The organism is Rathayibacter sp. AY1C7, assembly GCF_002931865.1.
Classification (GTDB): domain Bacteria; phylum Actinomycetota; class Actinomycetes; order Actinomycetales; family Microbacteriaceae; genus Rathayibacter.
The window spans coordinates 66,328-89,153 of record NZ_PSWB01000011.1; the positions used below are offsets into that span (position 1 = coordinate 66,328).

Here is a 22,826-nt window from a genome sequence, read left to right on the forward strand (position 1 = left end):
GCCCCCACAGATCCCGGCGTGCGGAAACCCGGTTTCTCCTGCGAGCATTCACACCCGGTCGCGTCCCTCGAACAGGTCTGACGGACCCCCCTCCCCCCCTGCTCGAAAGGCACTCCTGCGATGACCGAGACGTCGACCGCCCGATCGACCGGCGCCCCTCCCGCCCCCGACAAGCGCGCCTGGCGCTCGCTGATCGTCCTGCTCGCGGGCATGTTCATCGCCCTGCTCGACACGACGATCGTGAACGTGGCGCTGCCCACTATCCGCACCACGCTCGACGCCTCCGAGTCGACGCTCTCCTGGATCATCTCCGGCTACGCCCTCGCGTTCGGCCTCGCCCTCATCCCCGCCGGCCGCCTCGGCGACCGCTTCGGGCACAAGTGGGTCTTCGTCAGCGGCATCGCCCTCTTCACCGTCGCCAGCTTCGCGTGCGGACTGGCCGCGGACGACACCCAGCTCGTCATCGCCCGCATCGTGCAGGGCCTGGCGGGCGGCGTCTTCGTCCCGGCGGTCAACGCCTACATCCAGCTCCTCTTCCGCGGCCCCTCGCGCGGCAAGGCCTTCGCGGTGATGGGCGCGGTCCTCGGCGTCTCGTCGGCGCTCGGCCCGATCATCGGCGGCCTGATCATCCAGGCCTTCGGCGACGAGAACGGCTGGCGCCTGGTCTTCTGGGTGAACCTGCCCATCGGCGTCGCGACCCTGATCGCCGCCGCGGTCCTCCTCCCCGCCCGCCGCGACCTCGAGGCCGGCGACCGCGCCCCGAGCGGAGGCGTCGACTGGCTCGGCCTCGTGCTCGTCTCCGGCGGCCTGGTCGCCCTGCTCGTCCCGCTCATCCAGGGCGAGGACGAGGGCTGGCCGCTGTGGACCTTCCTCTCGATCGCCGGCGGAGTCCTGCTCCTCGCCGCGTTCGGCGCCTGGGAGGTCCTCCACGTCCGCCGCGGCCGCGCTCCCCTGGTGCCGCCGTCGCTGTTCCGCCACCCGGCCTTCACCGGAGGCGTGATCCTCGCGCTGGTCTACTTCGCGGCCTTCACGAGCATCTTCTTCACCATCTCGCTGCTCTGGCAGTCGGGCCTCGGCCACACCGCGCTCGAGTCGGGCCTGGTGTCGATCCCCTTCGCGATCGGCAGCATCATCAGCTCCTCGCAGAGCAACCGGATGACCGCGCGCCTGGGCCGCAACGTCCTGGTGATGGGCAGCGGACTCCTCGCCGTCGGGCTCGGCTGGGTCTGGCTGGTGCTGCTGACCGCGACCCCGGACTCGATCAGCAACTGGCAGCTCCTGCCGCCGCTGCTGATCGCGGGCCTCGGCAACGGCTTCTTCATCGCCCCGAACGTGCAGTTCATCGTCTCGACCGTCGACCCGCAGGACGCGGGCGCGGCGAGCGGCGTGATCTCGGCGATCCAGCGCATCGGCTCGGCCGTGGGCATCGCGGTCATCGGCAGCGTGCTGTTCGGGAGCCTCGTCATCACGGGTCCGGACACGGTCGCCTCGGGCTTCCTCGACGCCGCGGCTCCCGCGATGCTCCTCAGCACCCTGATGGCGGTCGCCGCCTTCGCGCTGGTGTTCGTGCTGCCGAAGTCGGTCTCGCGCCGGGGCTGAGGGCCCCTGCCCGGTCGCCGCACGCCGGCGGCCGGGCGCGCGGGACGTCCGCCGCTCCGGTACGGCGGGCGCCTCCCGCCTGATCCGCGGGTGGCCCCGGAGCCTACGCCCGAGCGGCCGCCGCGGCCTTCGCCGCCGCCGGCAGCGCGTCCGCGATCCGTCCGATCGCCGCGTCGTCGTGCGCGGCCGAGACGAACCAGGCCTCGTACACCGACGGCGGCAGCGAGACGCCCGCGTCGAGCATCGCGTGGAAGAACGCCGGATAGCGGAACGACTCCTGCGCCTGGACCTCGGCGTAGTCGCGCACCGGCCGGCCCAGGTCCGTGAACATGAAGCTGAAGAGGCTCCCGGCCGTCTGCACCGTGTGCGCGACGCCCTCGGCCGTCAGCGCCGCCGACACCTCGCGCTGGAGGGTCAGCGCCGTGGCGTCCAGCGAGGCGTAGACCGCGTCGTCGGCCAGCTGCAGCGTCCGGATGCCCGCGGCCACCGCGACCGGGTTCCCGGAGAGGGTGCCCGCCTGGTACACCGGCCCGAGCGGCGCCAGGTGGTCCATGACGTCCGCACGGCCGCCGAGAGCCGCGACCGGCATCCCTCCGCCGATGACCTTGCCGAAGGTGTAGAGGTCGGCCCGGTACGGAGCCTCGGCGCCGCGGTTCTCGAGCCCCCACCAGCCGCCGGCGCTCACGCGGAAGCCGGTGAGTACCTCGTCCATGATCAGCAGCGAGCCGTTCGCGTGCACGAGGTCGGCGAGGGCCGCGTTGAAGCCCGGGTCCGGAGCGACGACGCCCATGTTGGCGGCCGCGGCCTCGGTGATGACCGCCGCGATGTCGGCGCCGCGCTCGGCCAGGACCGCGCGCACCGCCTCGAGGTCGTTGTACGGCAGCACGATCGTCTGGGCCGCGGTCGCGGCCGTGACGCCGGCGGAGGCGGGCAGCGAGAGGGTCGCGAGACCGGAGCCGGCATCGGCGAGCAGTCCGTCGGAGTGGCCGTGGTAGTGGCCGGAGAACTTGATCAGCAGGTCGCGGCCGGTGACGCCGCGGGCGAGGCGGATCGCCGTCATCGTAGCCTCGGTGCCGGTGGAGACCAGGCGGAGCTTCTCGATCGGCGAGACTCCCCCGGCCGTGATCCGCGCCTCGACCAGCTCGGCGAGGTCGGTCTCGGCGGGAGTGGACGCGCCGAACGAGAGACCGCGGGCGGCCGCCTCCTGCACCGCCGCGACGACCTCGGGGTGCGCGTGCCCGAGGACCGCGGGGCCCCAGGAGCAGACGAGGTCGACGTACTCGTGCCCGTCCGCGTCCGTGATGTACGGGCCGGCGGCCGAGACCATGAAGCGCGGGGTCCCGCCGACCGAGCGGAACGCTCTGACGGGCGAGTTGACGCCTCCGGGGATCGCGTGCCGGGCACGCTCGTACAGGGTGTCGTTCGCCGAGGTGGTCACCTCTCCAGGGTACGCGCGCCGCCCGGCGCCCTCGCGCCGGAGGAGCGCTTTCGGACGAGATGCCGAGGCTCGCTCCCAGGAGGAGGAGCGGCTACTTCAGCAGGTCGCGAGCGATCTCGACGGCCCAGTACGTGAGAACCGCGTCGGCCCCCGCGCGGAGGATCCCCGTGACCGACTCCAGGATCGCCGGCTCGCGCGAGATCCAGCCGTTCGCGGCGGCGGCCTCGATCATCGCGTACTCCCCCGACACCTGGTACGCCCAGACCGGCACGTCCGAGACGGCGGCGACGTCCGAGAGCACGTCGAGGTAGCTCATGGCCGGCTTCACCATCACCACGTCGGCTCCCTCGGCGAGGTCGAGGGTCGCCTCGCGCAGGCCCTCGCGGCGGTTGGCCGGGTCCTGCTGGTAGGTGCGGCGATCGCCCTCCAGCGTGGACTGCACGGCCTCGCGGAACGGACCGTAGAAGCTGGAGGCGTACTTCGCCGAGTACGCGAGGATCGCGGTGTCCATGTGCCCGGCGCCGTCGAGAGCGGCGCGGATCGCTCCGACCTGGCCGTCCATCATCCCCGAGAGCCCGAGCAGGTGGGAGCCGGCCTCGGCCTGGGCGAGCGCCATCTCCTCGTAGCGGAGGAGCGTGGCGTCGTTGTCGACGCGCCCGCGGTCGTCGAGGACACCGCAGTGGCCGTGGTCGGTGAACTCGTCCAGGCACAGGTCGGTCTGCACGACCAGCGCGTCGCCGACCTCCTCCACGACGACCCGCATCGCGGCGTTGAGCACGCCGTCGGGGTCGGTCGCACCGGAGCCGACCGCGTCGCGCGTGGTCGGCACGCCGAACAGCATCACACCGCCGATCCCCGCCTCGGCCGCCTCCGTCACCGCTCCGCGGACGCTGTCCAGCGAGTGGTGCATCACCCCCGGCATCGACCCGATCGGCCGGGCCTCGGTGGTCCCCTCGGCCACGAAGAGGGGCAGGATCAGCTGCGCCGGGTGGATGCGCGTCTCCTGGACGAGACGGCGGAGTGCGGGGGTCGTGCGGAGGCGGCGCGGGCGGATGGCAGTCATGTCCTCCAGCGTAATCCCGCCCCGCCGAGCACCTCCCGGGAGCGCGGACGCCTCACCCCGTGGAGGTGCTCCGGACGCAGGACGTCAGCCGAGAGTCGGGTCCCCGGCCTGTGGGGCGAGGCCCGCCCCTCCCGGCCGACGTCGCGCCGGAGAGGCGGCTCAGCGGGGAGCGCGCTCCGTGGCGACGGCGGCGACCGCGTCGATGAGGGAGGAGGCCGAGCGCTCGTCGGCGACGACGTCGACGCGCAGGCCGAAGGCGCGGGCGTCCTTCGCGGTCTGCGGGCCGATCGCGGCGACGAGGATCGACTCGGGCACCGGGCCGAGCTGCTTCTGGACCTGCTCCGCGACGCTGCCCGAGGTGACGAGGATCGCGTGCACGGCTCCGCCTGCGACATCCGCCACGACGCGCTCCTCCACCGGGACGCCGACCGTGCGGTAGGCGACCACGGAGCGCACGTCGTGCCCGATGCGGGTGAGGCCCTCGGTGAGCAGCGGCTTGGCGATCTCGGACCGCAGCGTCAGCACGCGCAGGGGGTGCCGACCGCCGGTCGCCTCCTCCCACTCGGCCAGGAGGCCGCGGGCGGAGTTGTCCTCGGAGGGGACGAGGTCGACGGAGTACCCGGCGGCGACGAGCGCGGCCGCCGTGGTCTCGCCGACCGCCGCCACCTTGGTGCTCGCGGGCACAGTGGTGCGCAGGAGGGACAGGACGTCGACCGTGGTGGCGCTCGTGACGGTCATCCAGTCGAAGGCGCCGGCCTCGAGGTCGGCGAGGGCCTGCTCGAGCGCCGGGAAGTCGTCGGTCGGCGCGAAGTTGATCATCGGAGCGACGACGGGCGAGGCTCCCTTGGCACGGAGAGCGGCGGCGACACCGTCTCCCCACGGGCCTCCGCGGGGGACGAGGATGCGCCACCCCTGCAACGGCTTCTCCCACTGGGAGTAGGCGGCGGGGACGATCACGAAGGGGCTCCCAGGGGTGCGAGTTCGGCGGCACCCGCACCGAGAAGCGCGTCAGCGAGCAGAGAGCCGCAACGGAACGCGGCTTCGACGACGGGCAGTTCGCGACCACCATACTGCGGATCCGCCCGGTGTCGACCACCGCCGACCGAACCGTTATCGACCGGCTCCGCGACCTCTCGTGCGAGGGACGCCGTGCCGTCGACGGCGAAGACCACGCCGTGCAGGACCACGCGGTCCTCCTCGACGACCGCGGAGGCTCCGATCGGAGCGGCGCACCCGGCCTCGAGGGAGGCGAGGAGCGACCGCTCGGCCGTGATCGCCGCGCGGGTCGGCACGTGCTCGACCGCCGCGAGAGCGGCACGCAGCTCCTCCGACGGCTCCTCGTCGCGCACCTCGATGGCCAGCGCTCCCTGACCGGGGGCGTGCGGGGAGACGTCGAAGCCGAGCACCTCGGTGATCGCGTCGACCCGGCCGAGGCGGCGCAGGCCGGACAGGGCGAGCACGATCGCGTCCAGCGGCGAGTCGCTGCCGGGCAGCACCCTCCGGAGCCTGGTGTCGATGTTGCCGCGGATGTCCACGATCTCGAGGTCCGGACGGGCGGCCAGCAGCGCCGCGCGCCGACGGGGCGAGCCCGTGCCCACGCGGGCTCCGACCGGCAGGGTCGCCAGGGTGAGCCCGTCGCGGGCGCAGAGCGCGTCGCGCGGGTCCTCCCGCTCGGGGACCGCTCCGAGCAGCAGGCCATCCACCGGAGCGGTGGGCAGGTCCTTCAGCGAGTGCACGATCGCATCGCAGCGCCCGGCGAGCAGCGCGTCGCGCAGGGCGCTGACGAACACGCCGGTGCCGCCGAGGGAGGCGAGCGAGCCGCGCATGCGGTCGCCGTCCGACTCGATGCGCACCAGCTCCACGGGGACCCCCGCGGCGGCCGACATCAGATCGGCCGTCATCCGGGTCTGCGCCACCGCGAGCGCGCTCGCGCGGGTGCCGACTCTGATGCTCACGACAGACGACTCCTCATCACGGTGCGACTCCCGCCAGGGCGGGCTTGAACCCCGCTCGCACGTTCTCGCAGCAGCCGGGGCGGCAGACGTCGTACCAGGGGCCGAGCGCCGTCATCGAGGGCCGGTCCTCGGTCGGCACGCCGTTGACGCGCTCGAGGACCAGGTCGATCAGGCCGGAGACGTAGACCGGGTCCGTGCCGGGGGTCGCGACGCGGAGCGCGACGAGTCCGTGCTCCTCCGAGGTCTCGAGGGCCTCGTTGTCGAGGTCCCACATGACCTCCATGTGGTCGGACACGAAGCCGAGCGGGACGATCAGCAGCGCGCGGCGGCCGCGGGCCGGCAGCTCCGCGATGGCGTCGTTGATGTCCGGCTCGAGCCAGGGCTGGGTGGGCGGGCCGGAGCGCGACTGGTAGACCAGCTGCCAGGGCACGTCCTCGTCCGTGGCGGCGGCCATGACGACCTCGGCGACGGCGAGGTGCTGCGCCTCGTAGGCGCCGCCCGGTCCGAACTCGTGCACGTCGACGACGGTGCCGTCGTCGTGGCGCTCGTGGGGTCCGCTGCGCTCGGCGTCGGCCATGGGGATCGAGTGCGTCGAGAACAGCACCTCCACCTCGGACGTGACATCGAGGTCGGGCATCCGCTCGCGCAGCTCGTCGAGCCCGTTGTGGACGGCCTTGATGAACGGCATCACGAAGCCGGGGTGGTCGAAGAACTGGCGCACCTTGTCGATCCGCAGCTCGCCCTCGAGGCCGGTCGCGTCGAGCGCCGCCGCGTAGTCCTCGCGGTACTGCCTGCAGGACGAGAAGGAGGAGTACGCGCTGGTGGCGATGGCGAGCAGGTTGGTGAACCCGCGCTCCTTCGCCTCGGCGACGGCCTCGCTCATGTAGGGCGCCCAGTTGCGGTTGCCCCAGAGCACGGGGAGGTCGATGCCGCGGTTCGCGAGCTCGGCCTCGAGCGCCTTCTTCAACGCGCGGTTCTGCGCGTTGATCGGGCTGACGCCGCCGAAGTGGCGGTAGTGGTGGGCGACCTCCTCGAGGCGCTCCTCCGGGATGCCGCGGCCGCGGGTGACGTTGCGGAGGAACGGGATGACGTCGTCCTGACCCTCGGGCCCGCCGAAGCCGGCGAGGAGGATCGCGTCGTAGGCCACGGGGACCTCGACGTGCTCGGGGCCGGACGCCGCCGCGGGGGTGGCCCCGCGGACGAGGATCGGCTCGCTGGTCGTGTCGCTCATCGGAGCACCTCGGCGATCTGGTCGGCGTCGATGCGCCGGCCTGTGTAGAAGGGGACTTCCTCGCGCACGTGGCGGCGGGCCTCGGTGGCGCGCAGGTCGCGCATGAGGTCGACGAGGTTGACGAGCTCCTCGTCCTCGAGGGCGAGGATCCACTCGTAGTCGCCGAGCGAGAACGAGGCGACCGTGTTGGTCAGGACGGAGCGGAACCGCGAGCCCTGGCGCCCGTGCTGGGCGAGCATCGCCCGGCGCTCCTCCTCGGGGAGGATGTACCACTCGTAGGAGCGGACGAAGGGGTAGACCGTGAGCCAGCGGGCCGGCGCCTTCCCGCGCATGTAGGCGGGGAGGTGGTTCGAGCTGAACTCGGCGTCGCGGTGCACGCCCATCGCGTTCCACGTCGGCAGGAGGCCGACCAGCAGCTCCGTGCGCCGCAGCTCGCGGTAGGCCCGCTGCAGCTCCTCGGGCGCCGGGCCCGTGAGCCACAGCATGATGTCGGCGTCGGCGCGCAGGGCCGAGACGTCGTAGGTGCCGCGGACGGTCACGCCCTCGCTCTCGAGCTGGGCGACGAGGTGCTCGTACTGCTTCACCGCGGGATCCACGGCGTCGCTGGAGAGGGTGAACGGACGTGCGGGATCCCTGCGGAGAACCGCCCAGAGCGTGTATCCCAGGGCCTGATCGGAGTGATCCTGATCGGCGGGGGGCTGCGGCGCCGGAGCGGCGGCGCTCGTGTCGGGGGCGGACTGAACGGGACCCGCCGTGCCGGCGGTCTGATCGGTCATTGATCCATCATCCCTCCGCTCGTGCCGATGCACAAAAGCGGTGGGGGCTCTGGCGCCGGAGGGCCCGGGACGCTAGCGCCCCGGGCCCTCCGGCACTCAGTCCTCGATGATCTGCTTCGCGACGCCCCAGACGACGAGGCCCACGGCGGCGGCGGCGCCGACCGCTCCGGCGATCAGCGCGGAGGGGTTCTGGCGGCGCACCACCTGGAGCTTGCGCTCGATCGTCCGCTGGGCGGTACGCACCTTGCGCGGCACGTTGACCTTGTACTCGATCGCGTCGAGGGTCGCGGCGAGCTCGGAGCGAGCGCGCTCGATGTCGGCCTTCAGCTGGCCGGGCTTCAGCTCCGCCGGGTCGACGAAGCGGGGCGTGGTGCTGCTGACGGATCGCTCAGTTGTCATAGCTGCCCACTCCCTTGAACGCCTGGACGTCCTTCTTGATGCTGTTGATCGAGTCCTGCGGCACCGGCGGCACGGCCTTCTTGATGGTGCGCACGCCGACGAGGGCGAGGATCACGGCCACCAGGAGGAAGAAGACCGTCACGATCAGCGCCGACAGCCAGGCCGGAAGCCAGGAGGCGATGCCGATGATCGCGAAGGCGACCAGCGTCGCCCACGCGGTCAGGAGGAGGAAGGCCGCGACCGCGAACAGGCCGACGGCCAGACCCGCGCTCTTCGCCTTGCCCGCCAGCTCGTTCTTCAGCGAGGCGACCTCGGCCTTGACGAGCTCGATCACGAGGCCGGGCAGGTCGCTGACCAGCTCTCCCAGCGATCGGGCGTTCTTGGGATTGCGTTCGTTCACCACGGGAGCTCCTCGAGGGTGGGACGTGCCGGCCGGCGCGCGCCTGGCACGGCCGGAGGGATGAGCACTAGGCCCTGCTGGTGGAGGTGGACGTCGTCGACCCGCCGGAGCCGGCCGACGCCGCGGCCTCGTCGACTTTCGAGGCCGCCTTGCGGGCGGCGGCCGACGCCTCCGCGTCGCTCGCTCCCTGGGCCTTCCTGCCGCCGGACACGGCCTTGATGACCACCGAGCGCACGACCTCGTACGCCTTGTCCGAGACGCTGCTCAGCTGGGTCTTCGCGGCACCGCCGACGGCGCCCGCGACGTCCTGCACCGGCTGGGTCCGCCAGAAGCGGCCTGCCGCCGAGGCGATCTGCTCGTACCGCTTGCGGCCGGCACGTGCTCCCAGCACGTACCCGGCTGCGGCTCCTGCCACGAAAAGAATCTTGCCCTTCACGCCTACTCCTCGTCCTGGGTCGCTCTCGCGATCGTCCACGCGGTCGGTGACCACTCGTGCCGGGGCACGCCGCACGCTCGCGCGGATGCCTGGGCCTAAGAGTAGCCGTCGGCGTCGCGGGCGTCGCTCGGCAGCCCGACTCCTTGACGCACCAGTCGGCGCCGGATAAGGGCGGCCGTCTCGGCGGCGTGCGGGAGCACCGAGGCGAGGCCCGTGCCCGCGATCCAGGTGCCGGTCACAGCGACTCCCTCGATCGGGAGGAGCGCCTCGCGGAACGCCTCCAGGTGCGCGCGGCGGCCCAGCGCCGCGGCGGGCCGGACGTTGGCCCAGCGCACCCGGGCGGAGTCGACGAGCGACGCCGGATCGAGGGCGAGTCCGAGCAGCGTCGAGGCGTCGAGCAGGGCGATCGCGGCCGCCTCGGCATCGGTGCGCCCCTCGAGCGGCGGGCGCTCGCCCGGGCGCCCGTAGGAGAGGCGCAGCACGTGGCGGCCGGGAGGGAGGGAGGCGGCCAGCCAGTCCCACTTCGCGGTCGCGTGCGTGATCGCCTTGGCCGTGACGTCGGTGGCGGTGGGCGCCACGAGCACGCCGGAGCCGCGGGGGGCTGCGTCCAGGCGGGCGTCGTCGAGGACCAGGGTCACCAGCTCGACGGAGTCGTGGGGCGCCTCGTCGGCGCGCTCCGCGACGGCGGGAGCGAGGCCGGCGAGCAGCGCCCGGGCGTCGCGCTCCGGGGTCGAGACGATCACCGCTCGGGCGCTCAGAGCGCCGTCGGCGAGGGTCAGGACGAAATCCCCGTCGGAGCCCTCGAGCCGCTGCACGGAGGCGCCGGTGCGGATCTCGCCGGAGAGGTAGTCGATCCGCTGGACCAGCGCGGCGACCAGGCGGTGCATCCCGCCTTCGAGCCCGCGGACCGCGACTCCGGCCGGGAGGTTCGCGCGGAGGGCGGCCACGGCCCGGGCGAGGGAGCCCGCGCGGGTGAGCGCGCCGTTCAGTCCGGGTGCGGCCAGGTCGACGTCGATGTCGTCCGGCCGGCTCGAGTAGACGCCGGAGACGACCGGCGCGACCAGGTCCTCGAGCACGCGCTCGCCCATCCGGGTGCGCACCAGCTCGGCGAGGGAGTGCGCGCGGCCGATGCGCAGCACCGGCATCAGGGTGTCGAGCCAGGCGCGCCAGGCGCCGCGGCGGCCGATCGCCCGCACGACGTCGGGGGCGAGCGGCGTGCCGGGGATGCCGAGGATGCCGGCCCGGGGCGACGGCACGGAGCGGCCGCCCGAGAGGTGCAGCCACGAGCCGTGCGTCCGGGGCTCGACGATCGACTCGGCGAGCGGGACGCCGTCGAGGGTCAGCGCGGCGAGCGCCCGCTCGACGTGGCCGCCGCGGGTGGCGAAGCTCTCGGCGCCCGCGTCGAGCGCGGCTCCGGCCAGGGCGAGCGGAGAGACGGAGCCGCCGACCCGCTCCCCCGCCTCGAGCACCACGACGCGCAGGCCGATGCGCAGGCACTCCGCGGCGGCGGCGAGCCCCGCCACTCCGCCGCCGACGACCGCGACGTCGTACGACGCCGCGTCGCGGGGGCGCTCCTCGCTCACGGCCGCCAGGCGTGCACGAACGCGACGAGGCGCGTGAGCACGTCGGGGTCGGTCTCGGGCGGCACGCCGTGGCCGAGGTTGAGCACGTGCGCGGGGGCGCTCAGGCCCCGGCGGAGCACGTCGTCGACGTGGGACTCGAGGACCTCCCACGGCGCGGTCAGCAGCGCCGGGTCGACGTTGCCCTGCACCGGCACGAAGCCGCCGAGGCGGTGGTTGGCCTCGTCGAGCGGGATCCGGTAGTCGACGCCCACCACGTCGGCGCCGATGCCGTGCATCGCTCCGAGCAGCTCGCCGGTGCCGACGCCGAAGTGCACGATCGGGACGTTGCGGCGCGTCTCCCCGTGGTCGAATGCGAGGTCGCGCACGTGGACGAGGGCGCGCGCGGAGGCGGGAGCGACGTGGGTCGTGTAGTCCGAGAGCGAGAGCGCCCCGGCCCAGGAGTCGAAGAGCTGCGCGGCGCTGGCCCCTGCGAGCACCTGCGCGCGGAGGAAGCGGCCGGTGACCTCGGCGGTCCACTCCATCAGCTGAGCCCAGGCGGCGGGGTCGGCGTGCATCATCGTCCGCGCGCGCAGGTGGTCCTTGGACGGGCCGCCCTCCACCAGGTAGGCGGCCAGGGTGAAGGGAGCGCCGGCGAAGCCGATGAGTGGTGTGTCGCCGAGGCCCGCGACGGTGCGGCGCACGCCCTCGCGGATGGGCTCGAGCGTCTCGTCGAGCACGGACGGGTCGATCGAGGCGAGCTCGGCGACGTCGGCGGCCGTGCGCACCGGCTTCTCGAGCACCGGACCGCGCCCGGGGACGATGTCGACGCCGACGCCCGCGAGCCGCAGCGGGATCACGATGTCGCTGAAGAAGATGGCCGCGTCCACTCCGTGGCGCCGCACCGGCTGCAGGGTGATCTCGCTCGCCAGCGCCGGGTCGAGGCAGGCGTCGAGCATCTTCGTGTCGGTGCGCAGGGCCCGGTACTCCGGGAGGCTGCGGCCGGCCTGGCGCATGAACCAGACGGGCGTCCTCTCGCCCCGCTCGGAGCGGTAGGCGCGCAGGAGCAGCGAGTCGGCCGTGCGGCCGGCGGAGAGGGGGTGCAGCGGATCGAGCAGGCCGTCGGTGGGGGAGGTCACCGCGGCATTATTCCAGGCGCATCCGTGCATTCCTCCCCAGTCCGGGACCCCGCCCCGCCGAGCGCGGGTAGACTGATGTGGTGCTTCTGTGTCTGACGGCGTCGCACAAGAACGCCAGCTTCGATCTCCTCGAGAAGCTCTCCGTCGACTCCTCCGCCGTGACCGCGGCCCTCTCCGAGGGGATCGACTTCGTCTCCGGAGCCGTCGTCGTCGCGACCTGCAACCGCTTCGAGGCCTATCTCGACATCGAGGAGCCGCTGACCGCCGCGCAGGCCGTCGCCGTCGAGGCCGCCACCGCCGCCGTCAGCGCCGCGACCGGCGTCGAGCAGGACGAGCTGCGCGGGAGCGTCGACGTCGTCTCGGGCGACCGGGTGGCCGAGCACCTCTTCGCCGTCTCCAGCGGGCTCGAGTCCGTCGTGGTCGGCGAGGGCGAGATCGCGGGCCAGGTCCGCCGGTCCCTCGAGGAGGCGCGCCGCCTCGGCACCACCTCCTCCGAGCTCGAGCGGCTGTTCCAGCGCGCCTCGCAGACCTCGCGCGGCATCAAGAACCGCACCGGCCTCGGCAGCGCCGGCCGCTCGATCGTGCGCCTCGCGCTCGACCTGGCCGCGAGCCGCGTCACCGACTGGCGGGCCGCCCGCGTTCTCCTCGTCGGCACCGGCAGCTACGCGCGGGCGACCGTCGCGGCCCTGCGCGACCGCGGAGTGGTCGACATCGCCGTGCACTCCCCCTCCGGCCGCGCCGAGGGCTTCGCCGCCCGCCGCTCGCTCCGGCCCATCGCCGCCGCCGATCTCGCGCTCGAGGCGGTCTCGGCCGACATCGTCATCACCTGCACCACGACCCAGGAGCCGGTGCTCGACGCCGCTCTGCTCGCCGCCGGGCGCCTCCAGGGCTTCTCCCGCGAGCGCCAGCTCGTGATCGACCTGGGCCTGCCGCGCAACGTCGCCTCCGACGTCACCTCGGTCGCCGGCGTCGAGCTCCTCGACCTCGAGACGATCAGCCTGCACGCGCCTCTCGACGTGCTCGACGCGTCGCAGCAGGCGCGCGCGCTCGTCGACAAGGCGGCCCGGAAGTTCTCGGACGTCGCCGACGAGAAGAGCCTCACTCCGGCCGTCGTCGCCCTGCGCGCCCACGTGTTCGACGCGCTCGACGCCGAGATCGAGCGGGCCCGCTCGCGCGGCGACGAGGACGGCCGCACCGAGCAGGCGCTCCGCCACCTCGCCGGCGTGCTGCTGCACACCCCGAGCGTCCGCGCCCGCGACTACGCGCGCGCCGGAGCGCAGGAGGCGTACCTCACCGGGCTCGAGGCGCTCTTCGGCATCGAGGTCCCGGCCGAGCCCGCCGCCGCGCGCCCCGACTCTGACGCCGCTACCGCGTGAGCCTCCGGCTCCCCTTCGACGCGGAACCGCTGCGCTCCGCGCCGCTGCTCACCGAGCGCCTGCTCCTGCGTCCCCTCGGACCGGAGGACGCCGAGGACCACGCGCGCTACCAGGGCGACGCCGACGCCGTCCGGTTCCTCCGCTGGCCGGTGCGCACCCCCGAGGAGTCGCGGGCGCACCTGCAGCGCCGCCTCCCCTCGACACGGCTCGCCGCCGACGGCGACGCGGCCGTGCTGGCGATCGTCCCCCGGGAGGGCGTCCTCGCCGGGAGGATGATCGGCGACCTCACGCTCATCGCGACGTCCGTCGAGCAGGAGGCGGTCGAGATCGGCTGGGTGCTGCACCCGGAGGCGCAGGGGCGCGGCTACGCGACCGAGGCCGCCCGGGCGCTGCTCGACCTCGCGTTCGACACCCTCGGCGCCCACCGCGTGATCGCGCAGCTCGACGCTCGGAACACCGCCTCCGCCCGCCTCTGCGAGCGCCTCGGGATGCGCCTCGAGGCGCACCACCGGGAGGACGAGTTCTGCAAGGGCGAGTGGACCTCGACCCTCGTCTTCGCCCTGCTCGCCCGCGAGCGCTGACCGCAGGGCCGGCTGGACCGCGTTCGGCGGGACGCCGCCGGCCCGTCCGGTCGGCGGCGTCCCGGAGGAGCGTCAGGCCCCGCGGAGCCCGGTGAAGAGGTACGACTCGAGCTGCTCGAGCGGGATGCGCTCCTGCTTCATCGTGTCGCGGTCGCGGACGGTCACGGCGTCGTCCTCGAGCGAGTCGAAGTCGACGGTCACGCAGTACGGGGTGCCGATCTCGTCCTGGCGGCGGTAGCGGCGGCCGATCGCTCCGGAGTCGTCGAAGTCGACGTTCCAGAGCTGGCGCAGCTGGTCGGCGACGCGGCGCGCGAGCGGCGAGAGTGCCTCGTTGCGCGAGAGCGGCAGCACGGCCACCTTCACCGGCGCCAGGCGCGGGTCGAGGTGCAGCACGGTCCGCGTCTCGACCTTGCCCTTGGCGTTCGGCGGCAGCTCCTGCTCCTCGTAGGCGTCGACGAGGAACGCCATGAGCGCGCGAGTGAGGCCGAACGACGGCTCGATCACGAACGGCACGTAGCGCTCGTTCTTGTTCTGGTCGAAGAACGAGAGGTCCTTGCCCGAGTGCTCGATGTGCGTCTTGAGGTCGTAGTCGGTGCGGTTCGCGACTCCCATCAGCTCGCCCCACTCGCCCGAGGCGAAGCTGAAGCGGTACTCGATGTCGACGGTGCGCTTGGAGTAGTGGGAGAGCTTGTCCTTCGGGTGCTCGTACTGCCGGATGTTCTCGGGGTTCATCCCGAGCCCGACGAACCAGTCCCAGGCGAGCTGCATCCAGGTCTCCTGCCACTCCTCGTCCGTGCCGGGCTCGACGAAGAACTCGAGCTCCATCTGCTCGAACTCGCGGGTGCGGAAGATGAAGTTGCCGGGGGTGATCTCGTTGCGGAACGCCTTGCCGATCTGGCCGATGCCGAAGGGCGGCTTGCGACGGGCGCTCTGCAGCACGTTCGCGAAGTTGGTGAAGATGCCCTGGGCGGTCTCGGGACGCAGGTAGTGCAGCCCCGACTCGTCGTCGACGACGCCGAGGTAGGTCTTCATCAGGCCCGAGAACTGCTTGATCTCGGTCCACTGGCCGACCTTGTCGGGGTGCTCCGGGTCCGGAATGTCGCCGAGGCCGTTCACGGGCGGGTGGCCGTTGACCTCCTCGTACTTCTCGAAGAGGTGGTCGGCGCGGTAGCGCTTGTGGGTGATCAGCGACTCGGTCAGCGGGTCCGAGAAGACGCCGACGTGTCCCGAGGCGTGCCAGATCGCCGTGGGCAGGATGACCGCGGAGTCCAGGCCGACGACGTCCCCCCGGCCCTGCACGAAGGTCTTCCACCACTGGCGCTTGATGTTCTCCTTGAACTCCACGCCGAGCGGCCCGTAGTCCCACGCGGAGCGGGTGCCCCCGTAGATCTCACCCGAGGGGAAGACGAATCCCCTGTGCTGCGCGAGGGTGATGACTTTGTCGAGGGTGGTGGGTTCTGCCACGGGTTGCTCCTCAGCTGTTCGGGCGCACGGGGCCCCGGCGCGCGCCGGCTGCGCGCGTCCTTCTGGTGTGCCCCCATGGTAGCCGCGGGGGCGCCGCGACGGTCCGCCCGCGGCGGGCATGATGAGCGGATGAGCACCCTCCCGCCGATCGTCGTGTCCGCCGTCGCCGTCCTCCGCGACCGGCGCGTCCTGATGGTCACGGCGCGGGGCCGCGACGTCCTCTACCTCCCCGGCGGCAAGGTCGACGAGGGCGAGAGCGGGATCGAGGCGGCGGCCCGCGAGGCCCGCGAGGAGCTCGGCGCCGTCGCGCTCGGCCTCGAGCCCCTGTTCACCGTCCGCACCCAGGCGCACGGCGAGCCGGAGGGGCGGGAGGTCCACATGAGCGTCTTCGCCGCCGAGCTCGACCGGGAGGCGCGCCCGAGCGGCGAGATCGACTCGCTGCACTGGGTCGACGGCTCCGATGCGGGCCGCTGCCCGCCCGCCGGGGTCGAGACCCTCCGGCTGCTGCGCGGTCTCGATCTCGTCGACTGACCCTCCGGCGCCGGGCCGACCGCGGGGCGGCTAGCCTCGTGGCGTGGAGACGAGACGGCGTGCACGGGACCGGTCGAGCGCGGAGGAGCCGGACCGGCTCGAGCCGGTGCGACTGGAGGCGGCCGTGCCGATCCTGCGGATCTTCTCGGTCGCCAAGGCGGGCGAGTTCTACGTCGACTACCTCGGCTTCGAGGTGGACTGGGAGCACCGCGCCGCGCTCGACGCCCCCCTCTACCTGCAGGTGTCGCGCTCGGGGCTTCGCCTGCACCTCAGCGAGCACCACCGCGACGGCAGTCCCGGCGCCGCGGTGCACGTCGCCCTCCGCGGTGTCCGCGAGCTGCACGCCGAGCTCGACGCGAAGGCGTACCCCTACCTCAACCCGCGGATCACCCGCACGCCGTTCGGCTTCGCGCTCGACGTGATCGATCCGTTCGGCAACCAGCTGCGCTTCGCGGAGCCGGCCCCGGTGCCGCGCCTGCCCTGATCGGTGCGCGTGCGGGTCCTTGTACAACCTGAGCGCCGACTGATCAACCGTTCACCGGCCGTCCATGCACTTCGGAGTCCCATCCTTTAGCGTGGCTCCGATGGCTTCACGGGGGACGATCGAGCGGCCGGACACGGCCCGGGCAACGGGACGGCAGCGCCGACCGCGGCTCCGCTTCATGGAGGCCGCACCGCTGGCGACGGGCCTGCTGGGCTCGATCGCGATCCTCCTCGGCTCGCTCGGCGTGGGCTACCTGCCCGCCGGCTCGCCCATCCGCGACTGGCCTCTCGTCGCCTCGATCCGCGCCACGGGCTGGCTCACCGAGTCCAGCGGCGCCCTCGTCGTGGGCGGCGGGATGCTGCTGCTGATCGCGTGGCTCCGCCTGCGCACGGTCGCTCTCGCGGCGGGCCCCGGCTCCGTCCGCACCATCGTGGTGGCGGCCCTCGCCTGGACCGCTCCGCTCCTCGTGACGGTGCCGCTGTTCAGCCACGACATGTTCTCCTACGTGGCGCAGGGTCGCCTGATGACCCAGGGCATCGACCCCTACACCCACGGCGTCGCGACGCTCCCGGGCTGGTTCGACCTCGGCGTCGACCCGCTCTGGGCCGACACGCCCACGCCCTACGGGCCCCTCTACCTCCTGATCGAGCGCACCGCCGTGCAGTTCGCGGGCTACGGCGCACCGGAGCTCTCGATCGCGATGCTCCGCGCCGTGTCGGTCGCGGGCGTGGCCGTCATGGCCGTCTACGCGCTCCGCCTGGCGCGCCTGCGCGGCCTCTCGGTCCCGCTCACCGCCTGGACGATCGTCGCCAACCCGCTGACCCTCGTGCTCTTCGTCGTCGCCGGCCACAACGACTCCGTGATGCTGGCGCTCATCCTCGCGTCGCTCTACTACGCCCAGACCGACCGGCGCATCGCCGCCGTCGTGCTGATGGCCGGAGCGATCGCGATCAAGCCGATCGCCGTGATCGCGCTCCCCGTGCTCGCGCTCCTGTGGCTGCGCCACGACGCGACGTGGCGTGAGCGCACCCGCGGCTGGCTCTGGACGGGCGCCGGAGCGCTCGGCCTCGTGGTCGCCGTCGGGCTGCTCGCGGGCGTCGGGGTCGGCTGGGTCGCGGCGATGGTCGTGCCCGGCTCGATCCTGCACTGGTACGCGCCGATGTCGTTCGTCACGGTCTCGGTCTCCCGCGCCGTCGAGTTCACCGGTCACGACCCCGCCGCGGCGATCGCCGTGGTCAAGATCCTCGCGCTCGGGCTCGCCGGCCTGATCGCTGCGCGCCTCATGCTGTCGCGGCGCTCCATCGATCCGCTCGCCCGCCTGTCCGGTGCGCTGCTCGCGTTCGTGACGGCGTCGACCGCCATCCACCCCTGGTACGCCCTCTGGATCCTGCCGATCGCCGCGCTCGCGCGCCCGTGGAGCCGCTCCCACGTGCATCTGGCGGTCTACGCGTCGATCTTCCTCATGTGCGTCACGCTCGCCGAGCCGATCGACGGCGGAGGCGGCACGATGGACCAGATCCCGGCGCGGGTCGCGACGATCGCCGCGATCGCCGTGGTCGGGATGTACGTCCTCCTCGGCTACACGGACGAGGAGCGGGTCGAGGGCCTGCCCCTCGTGCGCGCGCTGCCGTTCGGCTCCGTGATCCTCGCCCGCCTCAGCGGCGGCCGCCTGGTCGACGCCCGGATGGCCGCGACGCGCCTGCGCGACTAGCCGGAGCCGCGGCTCAGGAGTCGGACTCGTCCCTCCGACGGCGGGTGCGGCGGTCGAGCGCGGCCTGCGCCGTCTCGGCGGCCGAGTCCGGGGAGCCGACCGGCCCGGTGGGTCCGGCGAGGGTGCTCGAGAGCGACGACAGCCAGCCGGAGTCGTCGCGGCCGGCGTTCAGCGCATCCGAGAAGAGGGGGAGGTCGCTGCGGGTGGCGTGGATCGCGTAGGACTCGCGGGAGAACCCGTTGTCGGGGACGACGGGCGTCCTGCGGGACGCGCGCGTGGCGTCCGGGGCCTGCTCCTGTCGCGAGGCGTCCGACGCCTGCTCCTGGGGGGCCTGCTCCTGGGCGGCCTGCTCCCGGCGGGCGTCGCGCTCGTCGCGCGGGGTGCTGCTGTCGTGGTCCACGGCGGTCCTCCTGCTCTCCGCCCCGAGCGGAGGGACGGGCGCCGCGATGACGGGGCGGCGCCCGGTCAGGCTACCCCTCGTTCAGGGCGTGGCGTCGTCGTCGGCCTCTGATCGTGGCGCGGGGCGCCAGACGACCAGCTCGGTCCGGCGCTGCGCGCGCGTGCCGTGGCGCAGAGTGACCACGTCCCCCTCGAGTCCGGCGGCGAACACGCGGCGGCCCGGCCGGTTCAGGAGCTCGTCGGCGAGGGCCGACTCCAGCTCGCGCACCCGCTGCGAGAGCGACTGCACCTGGTTCTCGAGCTGCAGGATGCGCGCGATGCCCTCGAGAGAGACGCCCTCGGAGGAGAGCCGGGCGACCTCGCGCAGCTGCACCACGTCGCGCATCGAGTAGCGGCGCGACTTGCCCGCGGTGCGGGTCGGGCTCACGAGCCCGAGCCGGTCGTACTGCCGGAGCGTCTGCGGGTGCATCCCCGCCAGCTCGGCGGCGACGGCGATCGCGAAGACGGGCGTGTTCTCGTCCATGTCTCCTCCTCCGACCGGTCGCGCCGATCCGGTGCTAGTAGCGGGCCTTCTCCAGGATGTCCTCGCGCGGGTCCTCGTCCGGCTCGGCGGCGGCGTAGGCCTCGAGGGCCTCACGGGCGGCGGCGGACAGGTGGCTCGGGACGGCGACCTGCAGGACGGCGAGCAGGTCGCCCGTGCCCTTGGGGGTCGTGACGCCGCGGCCCTTGACGCGCAGGACGCGGCCGCTCGGGGTGCCTGCGGCGACCCGGAGCTTGACGGGCTCGCCGCCGAGGGTCGGCACCTCGATCGTCGCGCCGAAGACGGCCTCGACGAAGGTCACGGGGACCGTCACGCGCAGGTTCAGCCCGTCGCGCTCGAACACCGGATGCTTGCGGACCGAGACGGTGAGCACCAGGTCGCCGGGATCGCCGCCGTCCGGGCTGGGGCGGCCCTTGCCGCGGACGCGGATCTTCTGGTCGTCGGCCACGCCGGCCGGGATGCGCACCGAGAGGGTGCGCCCGTCGCCGGTCTGCAGCTGGACGGTGTCACCCCGGGTCGCGGTGCGGAAGTCGATGGTGGTGCTGGCGGTGACGTCGGCGCCCTTCTGCGGGCCGCCGAAGCCGCGGTAGCCGCCGCTGGGCTGGCCGAAGCGGCTGCCTCCGCCGCCGAACATGCCGCCGAGGATGTCCTCGAAGCCGGGCGGCGGGCCCTGCTGGGTGCTGTAGGAGGTGCGCCCGCCCTGGCCGAACATGCCGCCGAAGACGTCGTCGAACCCTCCGGGCTGGCCTCCCGCGGTGAAGCGCGCTCCGCCGCCCATGGCGCGGATCTGGTCGTACTCCTTGCGCTGCTCAGCGTCCGAGAGCACGGTGTACGCCTCGCTGATCTCCTTGAAGCGCGCCTCGGCCTTCGCGTCCCCCGGGTTGGAGTCGGGGTGGAACTGGCGGGCGAGCTTGCGGTAGGTCTTCTTCAGGTCCGCGGCGGAGACGTCCTTGGACACGCCGAGGACCTTGTAGAAGTCCTTGTCGAACCAATCCTGGCTGGCCATGTGCCTCTTCCTGTGTCGAATGCGGCGAGGGACCCCGCCCCGGTCCGGCAGCGTGCTGCCGAGCGGGGCGGGGTCCTCCGCGGTGGTGGTGCCGGTGGCGGGGTCAGTCGGCGGGGACTGCCACGACCACCTTGGCGGCCCGCAGCAGCGAGCCTCCGAGGTAGTAGCCCGCCTCGACGACGTCCGCGACCGTGGAGGTCTCGGCGCCGGGGGTGGGCTGCTGGAAGATCGCCTCGTGGATGTTCGGGTCGAACAGGTCGCCCACGGCGCCGGTCTTCACCAGGCCGAGCTTCTCCACTCCGCCGCGAAGCTTCTGCGCGATGGCCGTGAAGGGCCCGCCCTCGGCGAGGTCGCCGTGCTTCTCGGCGCGGTCGAGGTCGTCGAGCACGGGCAGGATGACCTTCACCGCGTCGCCGATCGCGCGCTCCTTGTCGACCTGGCGGTTGGCCTCGGTTCGCTTGCGGTAGTTCGCGTACTCGGCGGTCACCCGCTGGAGGTCGGCGAGGTGCTCGGCCGCGAGCGTCTCGGCGCTGGACTGTCCCGAGAGGAACGAGAGGTCGGCGTCCGAGAGGCTGGTCTCGACGTCGGGCCCCTCGGCCTCGATGAGGCCCTCCTGGTCCTGGGCGTCCTGCGCCGCCTCGGCTCCCGCCTCGCCGCCGGTGGCCGGCTGCTCCTCGGGGAGGTCCTGGGGCTCGTTCTCGGCTGCCATGGCTACTTCGTGTCCTTCGGCTCGTCCTCGTCGATGACCTCGGCGTCGACGATGTCCTCGTCGTCCTTCTTGTCACCGTCGGCCGGAGCGTCCGCGGGGGCGCTCTGCGCGGCCTGGTCCTGGGAGTAGATCGCCTGGCCGATCTTGGTCTGCGAGGCGTTGAGGGCGTCGAACGCGGTCTTGACGGCCGCGTCGTCGTCGCCGGCGAGCGCGGTCTTCAGCGCGTCGACGTCTCCCTGCACCTCGGACTTGACGTCCTCGGGCAGCTTGTCCTCGTTGTCCTTGATCAGCTTGTCGATCGAGTACGCCAGGGTCTCGGCGTTGTTGCGGATCTCGGCCGCCTCGCGGCGGGCCTTGTCCTCGGCGGCGTGCTCCTCGGCCTCGCGGACCATGCGGTCGATGTCGTCCTTGGGCAGCGACGAGCCGCCCGTGATCGTCATCGACTGCTCCTTGCCGGTGCCCTTGTCCTTCGCGGACACGTGGACGATGCCGTTGGCGTCGATGTCGAAGGTGACCTCGACCTGCGGGATGCCGCGCGGGGCCGGCGCGATGCCGGTCAGCTCGAACGTGCCCAGGTTCTTGTTGTCGCGGGTGAACTCGCGCTCGCCCTGGAAGACCTGGATCGCGACGGACGGCTGGTTGTCGTCGGCCGTGGTGAAGGTCTCGGACCTCTTGGTCGGGATCGCGGTGTTGCGCTCGATGAGCTTCGTCATGATCCCGCCCTTGGTCTCGATGCCCAGCGAGAGCGGGGTCACGTCGATCAGGAGGACGTCCTTGCGCTCGCCCTTGAGGACGCCGGCCTGCAGCGCGGCGCCGACGGCGACGACCTCGTCCGGGTTGACGCCCTTGTTGGGCTCCTTGCCCCCGGTGAGCTTCTTGACGAGCTCGGCGACGGCCGGCATGCGGGTCGAGCCGCCGACGAGGACCACGTGAGCGATGTCCTCGACCTTGACGCCCGCCTCGGCGATGACGTCGGTGAAGGGCTTGCGGGTGCGCTCGATCAGGTCGCTGGTGAGCTCCTCGAACTTGGCGCGGGTGAGCGTCTCGTCGAGGTTCGCCGGACCGTTCTCGGTGAGCGAGAGGTAGGGCAGCTGGATGCTGGTCGAGGTGCTCGAGGAGAGCTCCTTCTTCGCCTGCTCCGCGGCCTCCTTGAGGCGCTGACGAGCGATCTTGTCCTTCGAGACGTCGACGCCGGTCGAGTCCTTGAAGCGCTTGACCAGGTGGTCGACGACGCGCTGGTCCCAGTCGTCGCCGCCGAGGCGGTTGTCGCCCGAGGTCGCGCGGACCTGGATGGTCGAGAAGTCGTCGTCCTTGCCCACCTCGAGGAGGGAGACGTCGAACGTTCCGCCGCCGAGGTCGAAGACGAGGATGAGCTCGTCCTCCTTGCCCTTGTCGAGGCCGTAGGCCAGCGCGGCCGCGGTGGGCTCGTTGATGATGCGCAGGACGTTGAGTCCGGCGATCTCGCCGGCGTCCTTGGTCGCCTGGCGCTCGGCGTCGTTGAAGTAGGCCGGGACGGTGATGACCGCGTCGGTCACCTTGTCGCCCAGGTACTGCTCCGCGTCGCGCTTGAGCTTGCCCAGGATGCGGGCCGAGATCTCCTGCGGGGTGTACTTCTTGTCCTCGACGCCGAAGGTCCAGTCGGTGCCCATGTGGCGCTTGACCGACGCGATGGTGCGGTCGACGTTGGTGACGGCCTGGCGCTTCGCGGTCTCGCCGACGAGCACCTCCCCGTCCTTGGTGAACGCCACGACGGACGGCGTGGTGCGGAAGCCCTCGGCGTTGGCGATGACGGTGGGCTCGCCTCCCTCGAGGACGGCCACGACAGAGTTGGTGGTTCCCAGGTCGATGCCTACGGCACGGGACATATGCGTTGTTCTCCTTCGCGATCGGCGTCGCGCGGGCGGCTGCCGGTCAGTTGACGGGTGGTGCGGAATCCTCTGCGGGAGTTGAGCCCCGCACGCTCAAGTTTACGCATCCGTCGTCTCGCGTCAAGTCCGGACGCGAGAAGTTGAGTCGCATCGGCTCAACT

23 protein-coding genes are annotated in these 22,826 nt (G+C 72.8%); 6 read left to right on the forward strand and 17 right to left on the reverse strand.

The window, feature by feature from the left end:
* The first annotated feature begins 120 nt into the window (after positions 1-120).
* Positions 121-1,599, forward strand: coding sequence for an MFS transporter (locus C5C69_RS07915; protein WP_104257675.1), 1,479 nt, complete (start codon positions 121-123; stop codon positions 1,597-1,599).
* 103 nt (positions 1,600-1,702) lie between these two features.
* On the opposite strand, the gene hemL is transcribed toward C5C69_RS07915, so the two are convergent.
* From hemL to hemE, 11 genes are all read right to left on the reverse strand, one after another.
* Positions 1,703-3,037, reverse strand: coding sequence for a glutamate-1-semialdehyde 2,1-aminomutase (gene hemL / locus C5C69_RS07920; protein ID WP_104257676.1), 1,335 nt, complete (start codon positions 3,035-3,037; stop codon positions 1,703-1,705).
* 91 nt (positions 3,038-3,128) lie between these two features.
* Entirely contained in the window at positions 3,129-4,100 is a 972-nt protein-coding gene (gene hemB, locus C5C69_RS07925) for a porphobilinogen synthase (protein WP_104257677.1), read from the reverse strand.
* 159 nt (positions 4,101-4,259) lie between these two features.
* Positions 4,260-5,054: a uroporphyrinogen-III synthase gene (locus tag C5C69_RS07930; protein ID WP_104222950.1), complete on the reverse strand. Its 795-nt coding sequence runs from the start codon at positions 5,052-5,054 to the stop codon at positions 4,260-4,262.
* Entirely contained in the window at positions 5,054-6,055 is a 1,002-nt protein-coding gene (hemC, locus tag C5C69_RS07935; RefSeq protein ID WP_104257678.1) for a hydroxymethylbilane synthase, read from the reverse strand. The genes C5C69_RS07930 and hemC overlap by 1 nt, the downstream gene beginning before the upstream one ends.
* Positions 6,056-6,071: 16 nt before the next feature.
* On the reverse strand, positions 6,072-7,286 hold the full coding sequence (locus tag C5C69_RS07940; protein ID WP_104222877.1) for a ferrochelatase: 1,215 nt from the start codon (positions 7,284-7,286) through the stop codon (positions 6,072-6,074).
* Positions 7,283-8,062 carry a hydrogen peroxide-dependent heme synthase gene (hemQ, locus tag C5C69_RS07945; protein ID WP_104222878.1) on the reverse strand — a complete coding sequence of 260 codons (780 nt, stop codon included), beginning with the start codon at positions 8,060-8,062 and terminating at the stop codon, positions 7,283-7,285. Before hemQ ends, C5C69_RS07940 begins: the two co-directional genes overlap by 4 nt.
* 96 nt (positions 8,063-8,158) lie before the next feature.
* Positions 8,159-8,461, reverse strand: coding sequence for a DUF3618 domain-containing protein (locus tag C5C69_RS07950; protein ID WP_104222879.1), 303 nt, complete (start codon positions 8,459-8,461; stop codon positions 8,159-8,161).
* Positions 8,451-8,861: a phage holin family protein gene (locus C5C69_RS07955; protein WP_258062864.1), complete on the reverse strand. Its 411-nt coding sequence runs from the start codon at positions 8,859-8,861 to the stop codon at positions 8,451-8,453. Before C5C69_RS07955 ends, C5C69_RS07950 begins: the two co-directional genes overlap by 11 nt.
* Before the next feature lie 67 nt (positions 8,862-8,928).
* On the reverse strand, positions 8,929-9,276 hold the full coding sequence (locus C5C69_RS07960) for a hypothetical protein (protein ID WP_146083616.1): 348 nt from the start codon (positions 9,274-9,276) through the stop codon (positions 8,929-8,931).
* Positions 9,277-9,392: 116 nt separating this feature from the next.
* Entirely contained in the window at positions 9,393-10,880 is a 1,488-nt protein-coding gene (locus tag C5C69_RS07965; protein ID WP_244229490.1) for an NAD(P)/FAD-dependent oxidoreductase, read from the reverse strand.
* Positions 10,877-12,025 (reverse strand): uroporphyrinogen decarboxylase, encoded by a 1,149-nt coding sequence (gene hemE / locus C5C69_RS07970; protein ID WP_104222882.1) that lies wholly within the window; start codon positions 12,023-12,025, stop codon positions 10,877-10,879. The genes C5C69_RS07965 and hemE overlap by 4 nt, the downstream gene beginning before the upstream one ends.
* A 50-nt stretch (positions 12,026-12,075) precedes the next feature.
* Here hemE and C5C69_RS07975 point away from each other — a divergent pair, with 50 nt between their 5' ends.
* Together C5C69_RS07975 and C5C69_RS07980 are read left to right on the forward strand one after the other, a co-directional pair.
* Positions 12,076-13,371, forward strand: coding sequence for a glutamyl-tRNA reductase (locus C5C69_RS07975; protein ID WP_104222952.1), 1,296 nt, complete (start codon positions 12,076-12,078; stop codon positions 13,369-13,371).
* On the forward strand, positions 13,368-13,952 hold the full coding sequence (locus C5C69_RS07980; protein ID WP_258062863.1) for a GNAT family N-acetyltransferase: 585 nt from the start codon (positions 13,368-13,370) through the stop codon (positions 13,950-13,952). Before C5C69_RS07975 ends, C5C69_RS07980 begins: the two co-directional genes overlap by 4 nt.
* 72 nt (positions 13,953-14,024) lie before the next feature.
* Here C5C69_RS07980 and C5C69_RS07985 read toward each other — a convergent pair whose 3' ends face one another.
* Positions 14,025-15,416 carry a glycine--tRNA ligase gene (locus tag C5C69_RS07985; protein ID WP_104257681.1) on the reverse strand — a complete coding sequence of 464 codons (1,392 nt, stop codon included), beginning with the start codon at positions 15,414-15,416 and terminating at the stop codon, positions 14,025-14,027.
* 129 nt (positions 15,417-15,545) lie between these two features.
* On the opposite strand from C5C69_RS07985, the gene C5C69_RS07990 reads away from it, so the two are divergent.
* The 3 genes from C5C69_RS07990 (at position 15,546) to mptB (ending at position 18,142) form a co-directional block, all read left to right on the forward strand.
* Entirely contained in the window at positions 15,546-15,947 is a 402-nt protein-coding gene (locus C5C69_RS07990) for an NUDIX domain-containing protein (RefSeq protein ID WP_104222884.1), read from the forward strand.
* A 43-nt stretch (positions 15,948-15,990) separates the two neighbouring features.
* Positions 15,991-16,431: a glyoxalase superfamily protein gene (locus C5C69_RS07995; RefSeq protein ID WP_208543318.1), complete on the forward strand. Its 441-nt coding sequence runs from the start codon at positions 15,991-15,993 to the stop codon at positions 16,429-16,431.
* Positions 16,432-16,531: 100 nt separating this feature from the next.
* Positions 16,532-18,142 carry a polyprenol phosphomannose-dependent alpha 1,6 mannosyltransferase MptB gene (gene mptB, locus C5C69_RS08000; RefSeq protein WP_146078786.1) on the forward strand — a complete coding sequence of 537 codons (1,611 nt, stop codon included), beginning with the start codon at positions 16,532-16,534 and terminating at the stop codon, positions 18,140-18,142.
* 13 nt (positions 18,143-18,155) lie between these two features.
* On the opposite strand, the gene C5C69_RS08005 is transcribed toward mptB, so the two are convergent.
* From C5C69_RS08005 to dnaK, 5 genes are all read right to left on the reverse strand, one after another.
* Positions 18,156-18,542: a hypothetical protein gene (locus C5C69_RS08005; RefSeq protein WP_104257682.1), complete on the reverse strand. Its 387-nt coding sequence runs from the start codon at positions 18,540-18,542 to the stop codon at positions 18,156-18,158.
* Between the two features lie 81 nt (positions 18,543-18,623).
* Positions 18,624-19,064, reverse strand: coding sequence for a heat shock protein transcriptional repressor HspR (locus C5C69_RS08010; protein ID WP_104222887.1), 441 nt, complete (start codon positions 19,062-19,064; stop codon positions 18,624-18,626).
* A 34-nt stretch (positions 19,065-19,098) separates the two neighbouring features.
* The gene (locus tag C5C69_RS08015; RefSeq protein ID WP_104222888.1) at positions 19,099-20,088 is read right to left on the reverse strand and encodes a DnaJ C-terminal domain-containing protein; all 990 of its coding nucleotides are present in this window, start codon (positions 20,086-20,088) and stop codon (positions 19,099-19,101) included.
* Positions 20,089-20,191: 103 nt separating this feature from the next.
* Positions 20,192-20,797, reverse strand: a complete 606-nt coding sequence (locus C5C69_RS08020; protein ID WP_104222889.1) for a nucleotide exchange factor GrpE — start codon at positions 20,795-20,797, stop codon at positions 20,192-20,194.
* Between the two features lie 2 nt (positions 20,798-20,799).
* Complete coding sequence (gene dnaK, locus C5C69_RS08025; RefSeq protein ID WP_104222890.1) at positions 20,800-22,662, reverse strand: molecular chaperone DnaK; 1,863 nt, start codon at positions 22,660-22,662, stop codon at positions 20,800-20,802.
* Between the last annotated feature and the right edge of the window lie 164 nt (positions 22,663-22,826).